The 15,640-nt window shown below is 65.7% G+C and carries 10 protein-coding genes; 4 read left to right on the top strand and 6 right to left on the bottom strand.

Annotated elements, in window-relative coordinates; genetic code table 11:
• The first annotated feature begins 70 nt into the window (after window positions 1–70).
• The 3 genes from GM658_RS21320 to GM658_RS21310 are packed head-to-tail and all read left to right on the top strand — an operon-like array spanning window position 71 to window position 5,312.
• The gene (locus tag GM658_RS21320; protein WP_155456074.1) at window positions 71–637 is read left to right on the top strand and encodes a DUF2760 domain-containing protein; all 567 of its coding nucleotides are present in this window, start codon (window positions 71–73) and stop codon (window positions 635–637) included.
• Window positions 634–2,478: an Hsp70 family protein gene (locus tag GM658_RS21315; protein ID WP_170298908.1), complete on the top strand. Its 1,845-nt coding sequence runs from the start codon at window positions 634–636 to the stop codon at window positions 2,476–2,478. Before GM658_RS21320 ends, GM658_RS21315 begins: the two co-directional genes overlap by 4 nt.
• Window positions 2,475–5,312: an Hsp70 family protein gene (locus GM658_RS21310; RefSeq protein ID WP_155456073.1), complete on the top strand. Its 2,838-nt coding sequence runs from the start codon at window positions 2,475–2,477 to the stop codon at window positions 5,310–5,312. The genes GM658_RS21315 and GM658_RS21310 overlap by 4 nt, the downstream gene beginning before the upstream one ends.
• Here GM658_RS21310 and GM658_RS21305 read toward each other — a convergent pair.
• From GM658_RS21305 to GM658_RS21295, 3 genes are all read right to left on the bottom strand, one after another.
• On the bottom strand, window positions 5,305–5,937 hold the full coding sequence (locus tag GM658_RS21305; RefSeq protein WP_229417004.1) for a tRNA-uridine aminocarboxypropyltransferase: 633 nt from the start codon (window positions 5,935–5,937) through the stop codon (window positions 5,305–5,307). The genes GM658_RS21310 and GM658_RS21305 overlap by 8 nt on opposite strands.
• 15 nt (window positions 5,938–5,952) lie before the next feature.
• The gene (gene tssM, locus GM658_RS21300) at window positions 5,953–8,301 is read right to left on the bottom strand and encodes a type VI secretion system membrane subunit TssM (protein WP_155456071.1); all 2,349 of its coding nucleotides are present in this window, start codon (window positions 8,299–8,301) and stop codon (window positions 5,953–5,955) included.
• Window positions 8,302–8,370: 69 nt separating this feature from the next.
• Window positions 8,371–9,084 carry a M15 family metallopeptidase gene (locus GM658_RS21295; protein WP_155456070.1) on the bottom strand — a complete coding sequence of 238 codons (714 nt, stop codon included), beginning with the start codon at window positions 9,082–9,084 and terminating at the stop codon, window positions 8,371–8,373.
• A gap of 103 nt (window positions 9,085–9,187) precedes the next feature.
• Between GM658_RS21295 and GM658_RS21290 the strand changes: the two genes are divergently transcribed.
• A complete protein-coding gene (locus tag GM658_RS21290; protein WP_155456069.1) occupies window positions 9,188–9,730 on the top strand; it encodes a hypothetical protein in 543 nt (180 codons plus the stop codon).
• Here the strand turns inward: GM658_RS21290 and GM658_RS21285 are convergent.
• The 3 genes from GM658_RS21285 to GM658_RS21275 are packed head-to-tail and all read right to left on the bottom strand — an operon-like array spanning window position 9,711 to window position 15,613.
• Window positions 9,711–10,475 (bottom strand): alpha/beta fold hydrolase, encoded by a 765-nt coding sequence (locus GM658_RS21285; RefSeq protein WP_155456068.1) that lies wholly within the window; start codon window positions 10,473–10,475, stop codon window positions 9,711–9,713. The genes GM658_RS21290 and GM658_RS21285 overlap by 20 nt on opposite strands.
• A gap of 9 nt (window positions 10,476–10,484) precedes the next feature.
• Window positions 10,485–13,730 (bottom strand): DUF748 domain-containing protein, encoded by a 3,246-nt coding sequence (locus tag GM658_RS21280; RefSeq protein WP_155456067.1) that lies wholly within the window; start codon window positions 13,728–13,730, stop codon window positions 10,485–10,487.
• Window positions 13,727–15,613 (bottom strand): DUF6351 family protein, encoded by a 1,887-nt coding sequence (locus GM658_RS21275; protein ID WP_155456066.1) that lies wholly within the window; start codon window positions 15,611–15,613, stop codon window positions 13,727–13,729. The genes GM658_RS21280 and GM658_RS21275 overlap by 4 nt, the downstream gene beginning before the upstream one ends.
• Window positions 15,614–15,640: the final 27 nt, after the last annotated feature.

Here is a 15,640-nt window from a genome sequence, read left to right as displayed (position 1 = left end):
GCGCTTGCAAGCCAAGCTGGTATCATGCGCACTTCTCCGGGATATCCCCCGACATTCTAAGAGCAAGAACATGAGCAAATCTTCCAATCTGCCCTCCTTTGGGAGCAGGATTTCCCTCGCCATTGGCGCCTTTTTCAAAACCCTGGGTGACGCCGAATTCGCCGCGCGCGTGCGTGACGACGCCATCGGTCCGGTCGCCGCAGCGGCCACCGCCCCAACTCCTGCCCCGGCGCCGGCCGCCGCGCCGCTGCGCGAAGCCACGCCTGACGCAGCCCTGCAATTGCTGTCGCTGTTCCAGCGCGAAGCGCGCCTGATCGACTTCACCCAGGAAAACCTGTCCGCCTATTCCGACGCCGACATCGGCGCCGCGGCACGCGTGGTGCACGAAGGCTGCGCCAAAGTGCTGCGCGAGCACTTCACCATCGAAGGCATCCGCAGCGAAGCGGAAGGCAGCCGCGTGACGCTGCCGGAAGGCTTCGATGCCGCCGCCGTGCGCCTGACCGGCAACGTGGTCGGCAAGGCGCCGTTTACCGGCACCCTGAGCCACCGCGGCTGGCGCGCCGCCAGCGTACGTTTGCCGAAACTGGCCGAAGCGCATGACGCCAAAGTGCTGGCTCCGGCCGAGGTGGAACTGTGAGCGATCCGCGTTACGCCATCGGCATCGACCTTGGCACCACCCACAGCGCGCTGTCCTATGTAGAACTGGCCGGCAGCGACGGCGAGAAGACCGCGCACGGCGTGCTGGGCGTGCCACAGCTGACCGCACCGGGCACGGTGGAGGAATTGCCGCTGCTGCCAAGCTTCCTCTACCTGCCGCACCCGGACGAACTGGCTGCCGGCGAACTGGCCTTGCCTTGGGCCGCCGACGGGCAGCCCGCAGTGACGGGCGAAATGGCCCGCAGCCGCGGCGCCACCACGCCGATCCGCCTGGTATCGAGCGCCAAGAGCTGGCTATGCCACCCGGGCGTCGACCGCCGCGCCGCCATCCTGCCGCACGATGCGCCGGAAGAAGTATCGCGCGTCTCGCCGCTGGAGGCGTCTACCCGCTACCTGAAGCACTTGCGCGCCGCATGGGACAACGCCCATCCGGAAGCGCCGTTTGCGCAGCAGGCGGTGACCGTCACCATTCCCGCCTCCTTCGACCCGGCAGCGCGTGAGCTCACCGCAGAAGCCGCACGCGCAGCCGGCTATGACGCCATGACCCTGCTGGAAGAGCCGCAGGCAGCCCTGTACAGCTGGATCCAGAACAGCGACGGCCGCTGGCGCAAGGAAGTCAAGCCGGGCGACATCATCCTGGTGGTGGACGTCGGCGGGGGCACCAGCGACTTTTCGCTGATCGCCATCCTCGAGCGCGAGGGCAAGCTGGAACCGCACCGCGTGGCGGTGGGCGACCATATCCTGCTGGGCGGCGACAATATGGACCTGGCGCTGGCCCACCTGGTGGCGCGCAAGCTGGCCGCCAACGGCACCCAGCTCGATGCCTGGCAAATGCGCGCCTTGACCTACGGCTGCCGCAGCGCCAAGGAAAACCTGCTGGCCGACGCGCAGGCCGAAACCTGGCCCATCGTGGTGCCGAGCCGCGGATCGAAGTTGATCGGCGGTTCGATCCGCACCGAACTGACGCGCGCCGAAGTCACGGCCTTCATCACCGACGGCTTCTTCCCGAAAGTGGAAGCGTCCGCGCACCCGGCCGTGCGCACGCGCGCTGGCTTGACCCAGCTTGGCCTGCCTTATGCGCAGGATGCGGCCATCACCAAGCACCTCGCTGCCTTCCTGGCGCGCCAGGTTGGCGCAACCCGCGAGCTGGAAGGATTCTCCGTCAACGCGGCCCATACCTTCCTGCACCCAAGCGCGGTGCTGTTCAACGGCGGCGTGTTCAAGTCCGACCTGTTGGCCAAGCGCGTGATGGAAACCATCAACGACTGGCTGGCCATGGAAGGCGCAGATCAGGCCCGCATGCTGGGCGGCGCGGACCTGGACCTGGCCGTCGCACGCGGCGCGGCCTATTACAGCTACGTGCGGCGCGGCGCCGGCGTGCGCATTCGCGGCGGCACAGCGCGTTCCTACTACGTGGCGGTCGAATCGTCGATGCCGGCCATTCCGGGCATGGAGCCGCCGATCCAGGCGCTGTGCGTGGCGCCGTTCGGCATGGAAGAAGGCAGCGAGCTGGAATTACCGGGCCAGGAATTCGGCCTGGTGGTGGGTGAGCCTGTGCACTTCCGCTTCTTCGGTTCTTCCGTGCGGCGCCAGGACCAGATTGGCGCCGTGCTCGATTTCTGGGGCCCGGAAGAACTGGTTGAACTGAACGAAATCCAGGCCACACTGTCGCCGGAAGGCCGTACCGCCGGCGAGGTGGTGCAGGTGCGCCTGCACGCTTACGCCAGCGAAGCGGGCACGCTGGACTTGCTGGCGGTGGCGCAGGACGGCCAGCGCTGGAAAGTTGAATTCGACGTGCGCGGAGGCGGCGAAGGCCAATGACGCAGTACCTGGTCAGCATCGACCTGGGCACCACCAATTCGGTGCTCGCTTACGCCGCAGCCGGCGGCAAGGTGCAGCTGTTCGAAGCCGAGCAGCTCACCGCCCCTGGCGAAGTTGGCAGCGCCGCCTTGCTGCCCTCTTCCCGCTATCATCCCGCCGCCGGGGAATTCGCGGCGGGCGAGTTGCAACTGCCCTGGCCGGAACCTTCCGTCGCCGACGCGCCTTCGGGCGCCGTCATCGGCCGGCTGGCGCGCAAGCTGGGCGGCCAGGTGCCGGGCCGGCTGGTCGCCAGCGCCAAGAGCTGGCTGTCGCACACGGGCGTCGACCGCATGGCGCCGATCCTGCCTTGGGGCGCTGCGGACGAGGTGGCGCGCATATCGCCGGTCGCCGCCAGCGCGAGCTACCTGGCGCATTTGCGCGCGGCCTGGAACACACGCTTTCCCACCGCGCCGCTTGAAGATCAGCAAATCGTACTGACCATTCCGGCGTCCTTCGACGAGGGCGCACGCGCCCTCACGCTGGAAGCAGCGCGCATGGCGGGCCTGTCTTCCTTGCGCCTGCTGGAAGAGCCGCAGGCGGCACTGTACGACTGGCTGTACCGCCACCGCGACTCCCTGGCGCAAGAACTAGCCGGGGTGCGGCTCGTACTCGTGGCCGACGTCGGCGGCGGCACGACCGACTTCACGCTGGTCAAGGTCGAAATGATGGACGGCTTGCCGCAGCTGACACGTATCGGCGTCGGCAACCACCTGATCCTCGGTGGCGACAATATGGACCTGGCGCTGGCGCACCTGGCCGAACAGCGCCTGGCAAGCAGCGCTGCCGCAGGCGCCAGCGCGCCTGATGCTCCGGCGCCACAACGCTTGTCGGCGGCGCGCCTGGCCCAGTTGACGGAACGCTGCCGGGCGGCGAAAGAAGCATTGCTGGCGCAAGACGCGCCGGAACAAGTCAGCGTCACCTTGCTCGGCGCCGGCTCGAAGCTGGTTGGCGCAAGCCGCTCAGTCGTATTGCATCGCCAGGATGCCGAACGCATCGTCCTGGACGGCTTCTTCCCCGTCAACGAAGCGCAGCAGCCGGCCCAATCCAGACGCGGAGGCATCGTCGAATTCGGCCTGCCCTACGCCAGCGACCCGGCCATCACGCGCCACCTGGCGAGCTTCCTGCGCCAGCATGCCGCCGCCGCGCGCGCAGCGCTTGGCCAACCCGATGACGGCAAACTGCCCATCCCCGACACCTTGCTGCTGAACGGTGGCGTGTTCCGCGCCGCCCAACTCGCCGAACGCCTGGCTGCAACCCTGGCCGCATGGCGCGGGCAACCGCTGCGCGTACTGCACAACGATAACCCCGACGTTGCCGTCGCGCGCGGCGGCGTCGCCTATGCGCTAGGCAGGCAAGGCATGGCTCCCACCATCGCCGGCGGTTCGCCGCGCAGCTACTGGCTGCTGCTCGATAACGCCCGCGCCCCCGGTGTAACGCGCCGAGCCGTCTGCCTGCTGCCGCGCGCTACCGCCAGCGGCCATGAAGTGCGCCTGAGCGAACGCAGTTTCGCGCTGCGCCTGGGCCGCCCAGTGCGCTTCCATATCGCCACCACGCTGGCCGACGCCACGCCGCCGCAAGCCGGTGAAGTGGCCGACCTCTCGCCGGACGACCTCACCGCGCTGCCTGCCATCGCCACCGTCCTGCGCGACAGCGACGACGCCAACGCGCGCAGGGAAATCACCGTGCAGCTGGCGGCGTCGCTGACCGAAGTCGGTACGCTGGAAGTGCATTGCGAAGGCAACGGCCAGCGCTGGCAACTGGAATTCCAGCTGCGCGAACATGGCGCGGACCATGCTGCCGATAGCGATCCCCTCGAAGGCGACGCCGAAGGCCCGCTGCCGGCGCACTTGCCCGACGCGCTGGACAAAATCGACCGCATCTTCGGCAGCCGCGCGCAGCAAGTGGAGGTCAAGGAAGTGCGCCAGCTGCGCGGCCAGCTCGAACACCTGCTGGGCAGCCGCGAACGCTGGACCACGCCACTGCTGCGCCGCCTGTTCGACGCACTGATGGAGCGCGCCAAAGGCCGCCGCCGCTCTCCCGAACACGAACGCACCTGGCTCAACCTGGCCGGCTACTGCCTGCGTCCGGGCTTTGGCCACACGCTGGACGAATGGCGCATCGAACAGCTTTGGGCGCTGTTTGAGAACGGCGTCCAGCACCACAAGGACAACCAGGTTTGCGTGGAATGGTGGACACTCTGGCGCCGCGTTTCCGGCGGCCTGCCGCCTGCCGCGCAACTGCGCCTGCTGGATGATTTCGCCTTCAACCTGCAGGCCGATGCCAGCGAGCGCGGACGGCGACCCGTCACCCTGGTCAACGGCAGCGAGGAAGACATGTTGCGCCTGGGGGCATCGCTGGAGCGCATACCATCCGCCTACAAAGCCGAAATCGGCAACTGGATGGTAGGCGAACTGCCTGAGGCAAAAGACCTCGCCAGGCAAACGCGCTACCTGTGGGCGCTGGGCCGCGTCGGCGCACGCCGTCCGTTCCACGGCAGCGCGCACGACGTAGCGCCCGTCGAAACAGTGGAACAATGGCTGCAGGCCGTGCTGCTGCTGGACTGGCGCAAGGTTGAGCCGGCGGGCTTCGCCGCTGCGCACCTGGCGCGCATGACCGGCGACCGTTCGCGCGACATCAGCGAAGCTCTGCGTGGGGAAATACTGCGCCGCCTCGCTGCGGCAGCTGCGCCGCCAAGCTGGCAGGCCCTGGTGCGCGAAGTCGTGCAGCTCGACCAGGCCAGCGAACAGCGCATGCTGGGCGAAGCGCTGCCGCCAGGCCTGAAGCTCCTCAGCTGATGCCGCCGCGCCCGGCGCGCGCCTGCTGCTCCTGCTGCTGCGCGACAAAGCCGTCGAAGGCTGAGATCACGCGGTCATAGCGGTGCACATCCCCTTCCAGCTGCGCCAACGCATAGCAGGTCGCCTCCAGCGTCGAGAGCTGGTCGGGCGCATGCGCCTTGCGGATCAGGTAATGCGATGGCGGCGTGTCGCGCAAGGGGAGCCGCGGTAAAGCCTGGAGTGCAGGATTCAGGTACAGCATCTTGCGGCTTTTGCGCCAGGTGGCGTCCAGCACCACCAGTTGCACCCGCTCCGGCGCCAGCGCGGCGCTGCAGGGCGGAGGCGGCGCGATGCCCAGCGAGCGGACGCCGGGGGTGTCCGGGTAGAGCAGCACGGGCTGGCGGCCGCCTTCACCGAGCATGGTGCGCAGCGCCGTTGCATCGAACTGCTCCCCGACTTCGATTCGGCTGCCCGGCAGGCATAGCTGCAGCAGGCGCGCGCTGCCCTTGGCGTTCAATACTTCCATTGGGTGCTGCAGGATCAGGACCTTGGCCGCACCGGCAACCGGCGCCGCCCAATGGCAGATGCAGGTGGCGGCAGGACGCAAGCAGGTGGCGCACATCGGTCGCCGCGGCATGGTGTTCATGCCGCGGATCATACACTAGCCCGGTGGGGCCGCTCCCAGCAGCTCGTCCAGCTGGGCGATCTGCGCAGGGTCCTTGACCACCGTCCGCAGCCATTCATGCAGCGGCAGCTCGCCCCATTTCGCAGCCTTGTCGGCCAGGTAGCTATCCGTCAGCGCTTTCTGCACCTGCTCCGGGCTGCCTTCCAGCGTCAGGTCGGTGCGCTCCGCCGTCTTCAGCACCCAGTCGCTCGATTGCAGTGCGCTGTTGGCGGCCTCACGGATCGCGGTGCGTACATAACCCTCCCAAGCCTCGCGCGTGAAGGCGCCGGCGACCGCCCGGCTGCCTTGCACCAGTTCGCGGTCCTGCTCGCCGACGATGCGCGCCACGGTCACCGCCGGGTAACGCGTATTGGCGCGGGACTTGATCTCGGCGTAGACACGCTCGCGCGCCGTCATGCCGCGCACCACTTGCCGCAACTGCTCGCGCGCCGCATCGACCAAGGCCCGCCGGGTCTCGATACGCGGCCACGCCGGATCGTTCATTTGCGCCAGGTAGAACGCCAGCAGGCCTTCTGCACTACGCAGCAGCTGTTCGCGCGGCATGGCGCCGCGGTTGGTCTCCAGCCAGCCGCGCCAGTGGCGCGTGAGCTGGTCGCCCAAGTGGCCGGCTTCGGCGTGGGCTTTGTCGGCCAGCATCAGGTAAGCCTTCAGGGCGTTGTAGGAGTCTTCAACGTTGCCTGCCTCATGCCGGCCCAGCGCATGCAACTGGCTTTCCAGGCTGGCCGCTACGGGTTTGAGCAGGATCTCCATCATGCCTTTGAAGTACTCGACGCGCAGTTTTCGCTGCAGGGATTGGCCCTGGTACAGGCCCATCCCCAGCAGCCAGGGTGAGTCGCTTTCCAGCTTGTCCAGCTGCGCGATCCGGTCCTGCAGCACTTGCAGCGCCTCCAGGCGCGATTGCAGGTACGGACGCTGGGCCTGCAGCTTGACGGCCTTATCCAGGTCCGCCGCGGCATTGGCGACCAGTTGGGCATTGCCCGAATAGGACCAGGTCCAGGCGCCCAGCGCAGCGCCGAGCAGCACGATTGCGCCGGCAAAGGCGCCGGTGCGCAGAAAGCGCTGCCTGCGGGTCGCGAACTGCGAAACCAGGTCCTTGTCGGCGAAGATCACTTCACGGAAAAGCCGCGGCAGGAAATATCCTCCCTGCACCCGCGGGCACGCCGCAGATTCCGGCGGGTGCGCCAGTCCGAACCGCTGCGCCACCCGCTGCGATTGCGCGCACAGCGGCTGCCCTTCCTGCAGCGCGCTGGTGAAGTAATAGCCCCGGAATACGGGGCGGAACTGGAAAGGATTGTCCTCGAACAGCGTGGCCAGGAATGCCTTCAGTGGTGCCCGTATTGCCGCGAATTCAAGCGGAAAGGTGTGCACGCCCGCCGGAACCTGCTCGCGCCGCCGCTGCGTCATGGTGGCGACGGCCATTTCACGCAGGCCATCGCACAACTCGTCGAAACTCTGTTCGAAGAAGGCCAGCATGTCGCGGCAGCCGGCTTTCTGCCTGAAGGGCATGGTGGCGCCCCAGGGCCGCTCACGTTCCGCCGCCTCCGCATCGCCGAAGAAGTCGGCGAAGCCTGCGACCAGGTCGGCCTTGGTGAACATGACGTACACCGGCGCGAATATCTCCAGCCGTTCAATCAGGTCCTGCACGCGCTGGCGCAGGCTGCGCGCCAGCTGCAGCAAGGCTTCCGGATCGTCGCCGCGCAATTCGGCGATACTGACCGCGATGATGATGCCGTTGACCGGCGCGCGCGGCCGGTGTTTCTTCAGCAGGCCGAGAAATCCATGCCACTCGTCGCGGTCCACCGCCTGCACCGCGTAGCGGCCGGCGGTATCGAGCAGGATGCCTTCCGCGGTGAAGAACCAGTCACATTGACGGGTACCGCCCACTCCCTGGATTGCCCGCGCGTCGGCAAACGGGAATCGCAGGCCGGACTGGGTGATGGCGCTGCTCTTGCCCGCTGCCGGGTTGCCGATCACCATATACCAGGGCAGCTCATACAGTGCACGCGCGCCTGTGGTCCGGCCGATGCGCGAGTTGCGGATGGTGCCGACTGCCTCCAGCAGCGCGCTGCGCACGGCATCCAGGTCGGCCTGGGCGCGCGTTTCGGCAGGCGCCGCCGGCTCGCGTTCCCGCCGGTACGCCAGGTAGCGCCGCGTCCCCCAGGCCGCGAGCGCCAGCAGCGCGATTGCAGCGAGGGCGAGCAAAGCCCATACCAGCGCCAGCTGCAGGAATTCCGCGCCCAGGAATAGCAGTCCTGCCAGCAGGACGAAGGCCAGCGCATTCATGACGCGCCAATCGGTCAGCAGGTACCAGATTCGTTGCCACATGATGGACTGAATGAGTGAGGCAGGTTGGCCGATGTTGCCACCAAGCGCTGCGGCGGTCCTTGAGCCGCCTCAAGCCCTGGCTTCGCGCGTGCGCAATTCGGTGTGCCCAAGATCCATCATGGCCCAGCGGCCGCCCCACACCATGCCGGCAGCTTCCGCCGCTTCCCCGTATAGCTGGTAGCCGCGCATGGCCCAGGAATCGCGCTCGCTGATCACCAGCCGGCCCTCGCGCACAAAGGCGCAGTCAGCAGCCAGCCCATACTGGTGGAAGCTTTGGAAAGCGCGTGCGTTGCTGACATGGCTGCCAGCTGCCGCCAGGCGCTCCTGCCGTTCGGGGCTGCGGTATCCCTCCAGCAGCGCCATTTCATAGCCGTGGCGTTCACGCATCACATTGAACACGGCCAGCAGGCGCTGGGCGAAGTCCTTGTCCAGCCTTTGCCAATCGCGGTCGGCTTGCCACAGCATGGGACGCTGCAGCTCCACCTCGGCTGCGAAAAATGCCAGTGGCGGCAAGGGAGGCGGCGGAACCAGCTGCTCGCCCTGCAATAAGGCCGCGATCTGCGGATCCGCAGGACGAACGCTGTCGTCGAACGCAGGCAGCACCTGGCGCGGCCGCAGCAAGCGCACCAGCAGCGGCGGCGTGGCTGACAAGAGCACCGTTCCAGCGCCAAGCAGGAACAGGCGGCGCTGGCGCGGACTTGGCGCCCGCCTGGGAGGAAACAGCAACAGCCACCCGCAGGCAACGGCTGCGATGAAGATGCTTGGCACGATAAGTAACAACATGGTGCGTTCCATCAATACCAATGCGCATGGGCTGCGCGACACTTGCATCCTATGCCGGCCTGCAGCCGGACGGTTCGAGCGAAATCAAGCTTTGGGAGGACTTATGCAGCCCGACTTGTTTGCAGGTCATGCGCAGCGGGACAACAGCCACAGGATCCTGGCACGGCTGGCCAATGGCGGGCATGCGCCGGCTGTGGCGCGGCGTTCGAAAACCTGGACTAGCGGACAGCGGGCGCGCCTGGCTGCTGTTGCAGCGCTATTGGCCGTTATCGCTGCCGCCTGGGTGGGGCTGCAGGATGTGGGAACGCCGCCGCCATCATTGCCGGAGGTAGTGGCGTCGCATGCCGCCCCGGCCGCAATGACGCCGGAACGCCTGACGCCCGCCTATCCTTCACCGCCGCAGGCAGCAACCATTGTCAACGAGCCAGCGCACGCCGCGCCGGCAGTATCCCTGCCGCCCGCAGTTGCCACGGCAGCGAAGCCCGAGCTGCGCGTTGCCCATCCACGGGCGCAAAGACCGGCGCTCCCGGTGCGCACGCAGCGCGGGGAGCAGCCGGCGGAAAGCGATGAAGACGTCACCCTGCTCACGGCAATGCTCAAGCACGCAAATGGGCAAAAGCCAGCGCCTACGCCGCCAGGGGACTGATGAAGGCCGCCATGGCTTGCAGCGCGGCCCCCGGCTGCTCCAGGTGCGGGCTATGGCCGCATTCCGGCAGCAGCAACTGGCGTGCGCCGGGCGTGCCGCGCTCGATGGCATCGAGCTGGGCGCCTGAGCCGTAATGGTCGCCGCTGCCTTGCATTGCCAGCAGCGGACAGTCGATCGCCGGCAGGAGATATTCAATATTCCAATGGCGGAACCATGGCGCCAGCCAGGTATCGGCCCAGGACGAAAACACGGTTTCGGCCTTGTCGCCGTGATAGCGCGCCATCGCCCGCATGATGCTGCGGCGCTGCGTAGCTAGGATGGTGTGGATGCCATCGATCGTAATCTCTTCCACGAAGACGTGGGCGGCGGCGCTGATGACGCCGCGCAAACCCGGCGGCCGCGCCGCAGCATAGATCAGCGCAATGCTGCCCCCATCCGAATGCCCCACCACGACATGCTCGCGGCCAGGGGCCAGACGCTCCATCACGGCTGGCAGCTCCACCAATGCCGACTGGTGCAGGTAATGGATGTTGCGCGGCGACGGCTGCGGCGACGACATGCCGTAGCCCTGGCGCTCATACACCAGCCCTGCGCAGCCGGTTGACGCGCACAGCTGCTGGGGGAACTCCCTCCACATGGCGATGCACCCCAGCCCCTCATGCAGGAACACCAGCAGCGGCTTGCTTGAATCGCCTTCGATCAGCGCATAATTCAGTTGCGCCGTACCCAGTTCCAGCATTGGCATGTACAGCTCCTAGTGCAGTGCGAAATCGACGCGGCCCGCGGCACCCGGCTTCGGCGCGATCAGGAACACGCGCTCAGGCGGTACCTGACCTTGCCCCGTCAGCCAGTCTTTGGCAGCCTGCGCGCGGCGATTGCCGAGGGAGATGAAGTCGTCCTGTTCGAACTTGATATTCGCCAGCATCAGCTTTTCCATTTCCTCTGTCGGCAGGGACTTGGTGAAGCCAAGGGCATTGCGCGGCTTGTTGAAAGTCTCGTCCTTGTAAGCGCGTGCCAGCAAGCCGGCATATTCTTCTTTGGAGACCGTTACACCGCCCTCGGGCAGCGCACCGCCGCGCGCCTGCACATCACGCGTCTTGATCTGGCGCAGTTTGCGATCGAGCGCCGCACGCTTGAGTGCATCCAGTTCCGCCGTCTCGTCGAAGCGGCCGGTAATGTCCAGCTTCAGGCCCGGACGTTCGGTCAGCGCCTTGGCCAGCGATTTCAGTTTCCCTTCCGACGCCGGCAGCAGCGCGGCGCGGCCCGGATCGAATTCCAGCATCGACAGCTCTTCGCCGCCGCCGAACATCGAACCGATCAGCGCAAACGGCGAGGTAACAGTCTTCATGATCGCATTGCCGATCACCTTGAGGATGATGCCGCCCAGCGAGAATTGCGGGTCGTCCAGCGAGCCGCCAATCGGGACGTTGATGTCGATCACGCCATTGCGGTCGCTTAGCAGGGCCACGGCCAAGTTTACCGGCAGCTTGGTCGCCTCAGGATTGGTGCTTTCCTTGCCGAAGGTGAGCTGGTCCAGTATCAGGCGATTTTCGGCCTTGAGCTGGCGGTTATCCAGCTGGTAGGCCACTTCGAAAGTCATCTTGCCCTTCTCGATGCCGTAGCCAACGTACTTGTCGGCGTAGGCCGAGAGCTGCGACAGTTCCATGCCGCGCACTTCGGCGCGCAGGTCGAGCGACAGCTCCTGCTTCAACGGATGCACCTGGCCGGCAATCAGCAGCGGTGCACCGCTGACATTGCCGCGCAAATCCACCTTGGCGTTGTGCGACGGGTCGGAGGACAGGCCACTGACCGTACCTCCCAGCTCCTTCAGGTTGGCAGTGTAGTTAGGCTTGATGAAGTTGTCGGTGAAGCGCACACGCCCACCCGAGAGCAGCACCTTGCCGATGCGGATCGGCGGCAGCGGCTCCGCAGGCTTCGCCGGCTTGGCCGTTGCGGCAGTACCGGCAGCGGCGGGTGCATTGGCCGAAGGCGCAGCCTGCGCCACCTCCTTCGTCCTGGCCTTGGCATCCTTGACGGCCTGGGCACGCGCGCCGGCTTCGGTCAGGCTCTTGCCCTCCTCGCCTTCCTTACGCATAACGTCCTGTACATTCAAGCGGCCATTCGGGTCGATGATGACGCGCGCAAAGAAGTCGTCCAGCGCGACGCGGTCGATGTCCAGTGTAAACGGCTTGAAATTCACGTCCATGCCGCTGAAGGCCAGCGATTTCCAGCTCAGGAAATCATTGGAACTGGTCTTGTCGACGGTCGACAGGCGGTTCACGCTGACATCGCCCTTGAAGCCGCCGGCCACCGCGCCATCCTTGCCGGTATCGAGGTGCAGGCGCGCCTTGCTGGTCACAGCGGCCTGCAGCAGGCGCAGGTTCACGTAGTCGGTGACATAGGGCTGCAGCGGCAGCAGGTCGAAGTTCTTCAGGTCCAGCGCCAAGTCGGCTTTCAGCGGCGAAGGCGCCAACTGGCCCTTTACCTCCAGCTCGCCCTTGTTGATGGCAGTCTTCAGCGCTACTTCGGCGCTTGCACCTGGGGCGTTGGAATAGCCCTCCACGGTCAATGCCAGCGGCGAGAGTTTGAAAACTGTCGGCTCGTTGTGGAGGTCCTCGCGCAATTTCGCCGACCAGTCGCTGATATCGAGTTTGCCGATCTTGATTTGCATTGCTTCGTCGCCGGAGGGCTTGGCAGGCGCTTTCGCCGCAGCAGGTGCGGCGGCTTGCTTGCCCTGGTGGACGTCGATGTCCGCGCTGCTGGAAACAAGCGAGGCGATATCCAGCGTGTGCTTGGCGCCATCAAAGGCAATGTCCTGCACCGACAGGCCGAATTTGGCCAGTTCGGCACGCAGGTTGCCTTGCGGGGTGTCGTCGGCATAGCGCAGGCCTGCACCGTTGACGGTCAGTTCCTTCACCAGAACGGTCGGGCCGGTGGCGGCGGCCTTGGCTGCCGAAGCCGTTGGAGCCGCAGGCGCCGCCTCGGGCGCGGCTGCAGGCGCCAGCTGCGCCAGATTCAGCTTGCCGTCCTTGCTGCGCTTGATGTCCATGTCCAGGCCATCGATGCCGACTTGTGCGATTTCGAAGCGCTGCGCCAGCAAATCGAGCTTGCCCAGCTTGACCTTCAGTGCATCGAGCCTGGCGACCTGGGTGCCGTCCAGCTGCTGCAATTGAACGCCCGTCAGGCTGGCTTCACCGCCCAGGACCATGGTTGCCGGTTTGTCTTTCGGCTGCACCACGGTCAGTTTGAGTTTGGTATCCAGGTGCGCCGACGGCAGCTTGAAGCCTGGCTTGAACGGCAGGTAGCCCAGGTAGGTGGTCATGTCGACCTTGTCCAGCTCCAGGTCCAGCGCATAATCCTTTGGTTCAGCGAACGGACGCGCCTTGCCTTTCAGCGAGAGCGGAGCCCCATTGATATTGGCGCTGAACAGCGGCTCCACGAAAATCGTCACGTCCGCCGGCAGCGAGGAGACAAACGGCAGGCCCAGTTTCAGGTCCTGCACCTTGTGCGTCACGCCGGCCGGCTTGTCCTCGAAGGACAAGCTGCCCTGCTCCAGCTGGATGTTGTTGACCGAGAAGCGCGCAGGTTCCGGCGACGGCGGCTGGCTTGCGATCAGCTGCAGGATATCGTCAATGTTGTAGCGGTTGTCCGCATGGCGCGCCAGGTGCACATACGGCTTGGTCAGGCGCACTTCCTGCACTACCGGCGCCAGGTGCGAGACGGACTGCCAGGACAGGTCGACGCCCAGCCGGTCAAAGCTGGCAAAGACGGTCGCGCCGTCCGTCTCCATCATTTTCAGGCCCTGCACCGACGCTGCCAGCGTGAACGGGTTGAAAGAGACGTCCTCAATCGTCAGCTGGCGATGCAGTATTTCCGATGCCTGTTTGGCTGCCTGCGATTTGACGATCGCCGGCACGGCGAAAAAGCCGATGCCAGTGTAGGCAAGCAGCAGCCCGGCCAGAGTGCTGGGTACAAGGTATTTCAGTGGTGGGATTTTCATAATGCGTTATTGTAATCGCACACGCCTTGGGGGAAGATTTGAGCGAGCCATGTTTTTTGTGCATCACTGAAGTGCACATCAGGCCCGTAGGTACCGTCGGCGAAGGCCGTCGCCAGGGGTTTCAACCTGCATTTGAACGTATCGCCCCGGATCGATTCACCCGCTACCATGCGCGGGCTGCTGTGGATCGGGAAAGCCTGGGTGCAGGCACCTGGCTTGCCGCCGTCGAGCACGCCGCTCCACACTCCCTGCCCGGCGCCGATCACGTCTCCGGCACTATCCACACAGCGGTCGACAAATTCTGCCGGCGCACTGCCGGTGGAAAGGTATTGGTCCAGCACCGCGAGCGCTTTCATCACCTGCCCCGGCAAATCGGTGTCCGGCTTGGCAAACCAGATCACCTGCCGCTTTGCCTCGCCCGGATTGGCCGCCAGCAGGCGCGCACGCACCGAGAACGATTGCCGCGCATTGTGCATGTCCAGGTCCGCCTCGCGGTAGGGACGCAAGTCGATCATGGGGATGCCGAGCACCTTGCCGGTGAAGACGTGGCCGGAATCCCAGGCCGCACGGATGGCGCGCTGCTCGCCCTCGCGCCGCTGCGCCGGCGTGCCGGCCGGGTCGCGGCAAGTGGCGCTGCGGTGCATATTGGCTGCGTCGAACGGGTCGCTTTCCGGCTTGTACTGCACGAAATCGCGCTGCTCCTTCCAGCTGCCGGCGCAGGAGTTCAAGCGCAGGAATTCGTCGGCGCCGATTTTCCCTGCCACCAGCGCCTGCAACCCATACTGCACGCCGACATTGTCAATGGGGATCGGTGCGAATCCATCCGCATCGGTGCCGTAATACTCTTCCAGGTCGTTCCAGTGCGTCCACTTCACCTTTGCAAAGGCTTCCGGCGCATAGCCATAGAATGCGATCGCCTTGTCGAAAGCGGGACTGCGGTAATAAGGGTTCAGCGCCGTCGGCATGGCAAAGCGCCAGCCACTGATACACTCCGTCGAACCGGGCCTGCCGGTGAAGGGGTTTTTCGCGGTGTCGCTGGCGTTCATGCCCTCCACCAGTGCCTGCCGGCTCCAGGTAGCCCAAGGCGAAGCCGGATCGCGCGCCACTTCTTCAAGGAAGTATTGTCCCAGCAAGGGGCAATCGGAAATCGGAATCGCCTGCGTCACCATATCCGGATAGGACTGGATCGGGATGCCTGCGTCGAACAGGCCGGGACGGTTCTGGGCAAACATATACTGCTGCACCGCACCGCCGGAGCCGCCAATACCTATCGTATAAACCGGCTTGCCGTAATGCTCGGCGACGTAAGCCTTGGTCTGCGCCGCAGTTTCCTCGGCCAGCCGCATATTGTAGTGAACCCCGCTCTCATTGCCGGAGGAGTTGACGATCGCATAACCCTCTGCCAGCAATTTGGGCATGAGCTTCTTTTCCGACCCGTTCAGCGCATCGTTGAACCACATGGCCTGGCCTTGCTGGTGGCCGATGCCGACGCCGCCACGCATCCAGTAAATCACCTTATGGTTCCATGGCGCCTGCTCCGGCATGGCGATGGTGTAGATGAAGCGGTTGATGGTGCCCGCTTCCACCCGTACCGTGGTCGATTCCATACCGGACGGCGGCGCTTTGTCGAAAGGCTTGAAGCCCGCGCCGTCGAAGTAGAAGCGCTGGAAATGAGGCTTGATCGCGCACTGGCTGCTGTAGCCGGCCACCTTGCCGGCATCGTCTCGCACCGGGTGGCCGATGCCCCGGTCGCTATCGGCGAGCGGCTGGCCGAGGCCCGATTCCACCGTACGGCAGATGAAGGGTTGCTGCTGGTGTTGTTGCGGGGTGCTGCAACCTGCCAGGCTGGCGGCAGCTAGAACGGCCATTATCCAAGCTTTCATGGCGCCTCCTCCTTCCCCAACAGTGTA

Origin of the sequence: Massilia eburnea (assembly GCF_009720745.1) — a bacterium.
In the GTDB taxonomy this organism is placed as follows: domain Bacteria; phylum Pseudomonadota; class Gammaproteobacteria; order Burkholderiales; family Burkholderiaceae_D; genus Rugamonas; species Rugamonas eburnea.
Note: the sequence above shows the minus strand (reverse complement) of the source record. Positions and strands in the feature narration are given on the sequence as shown.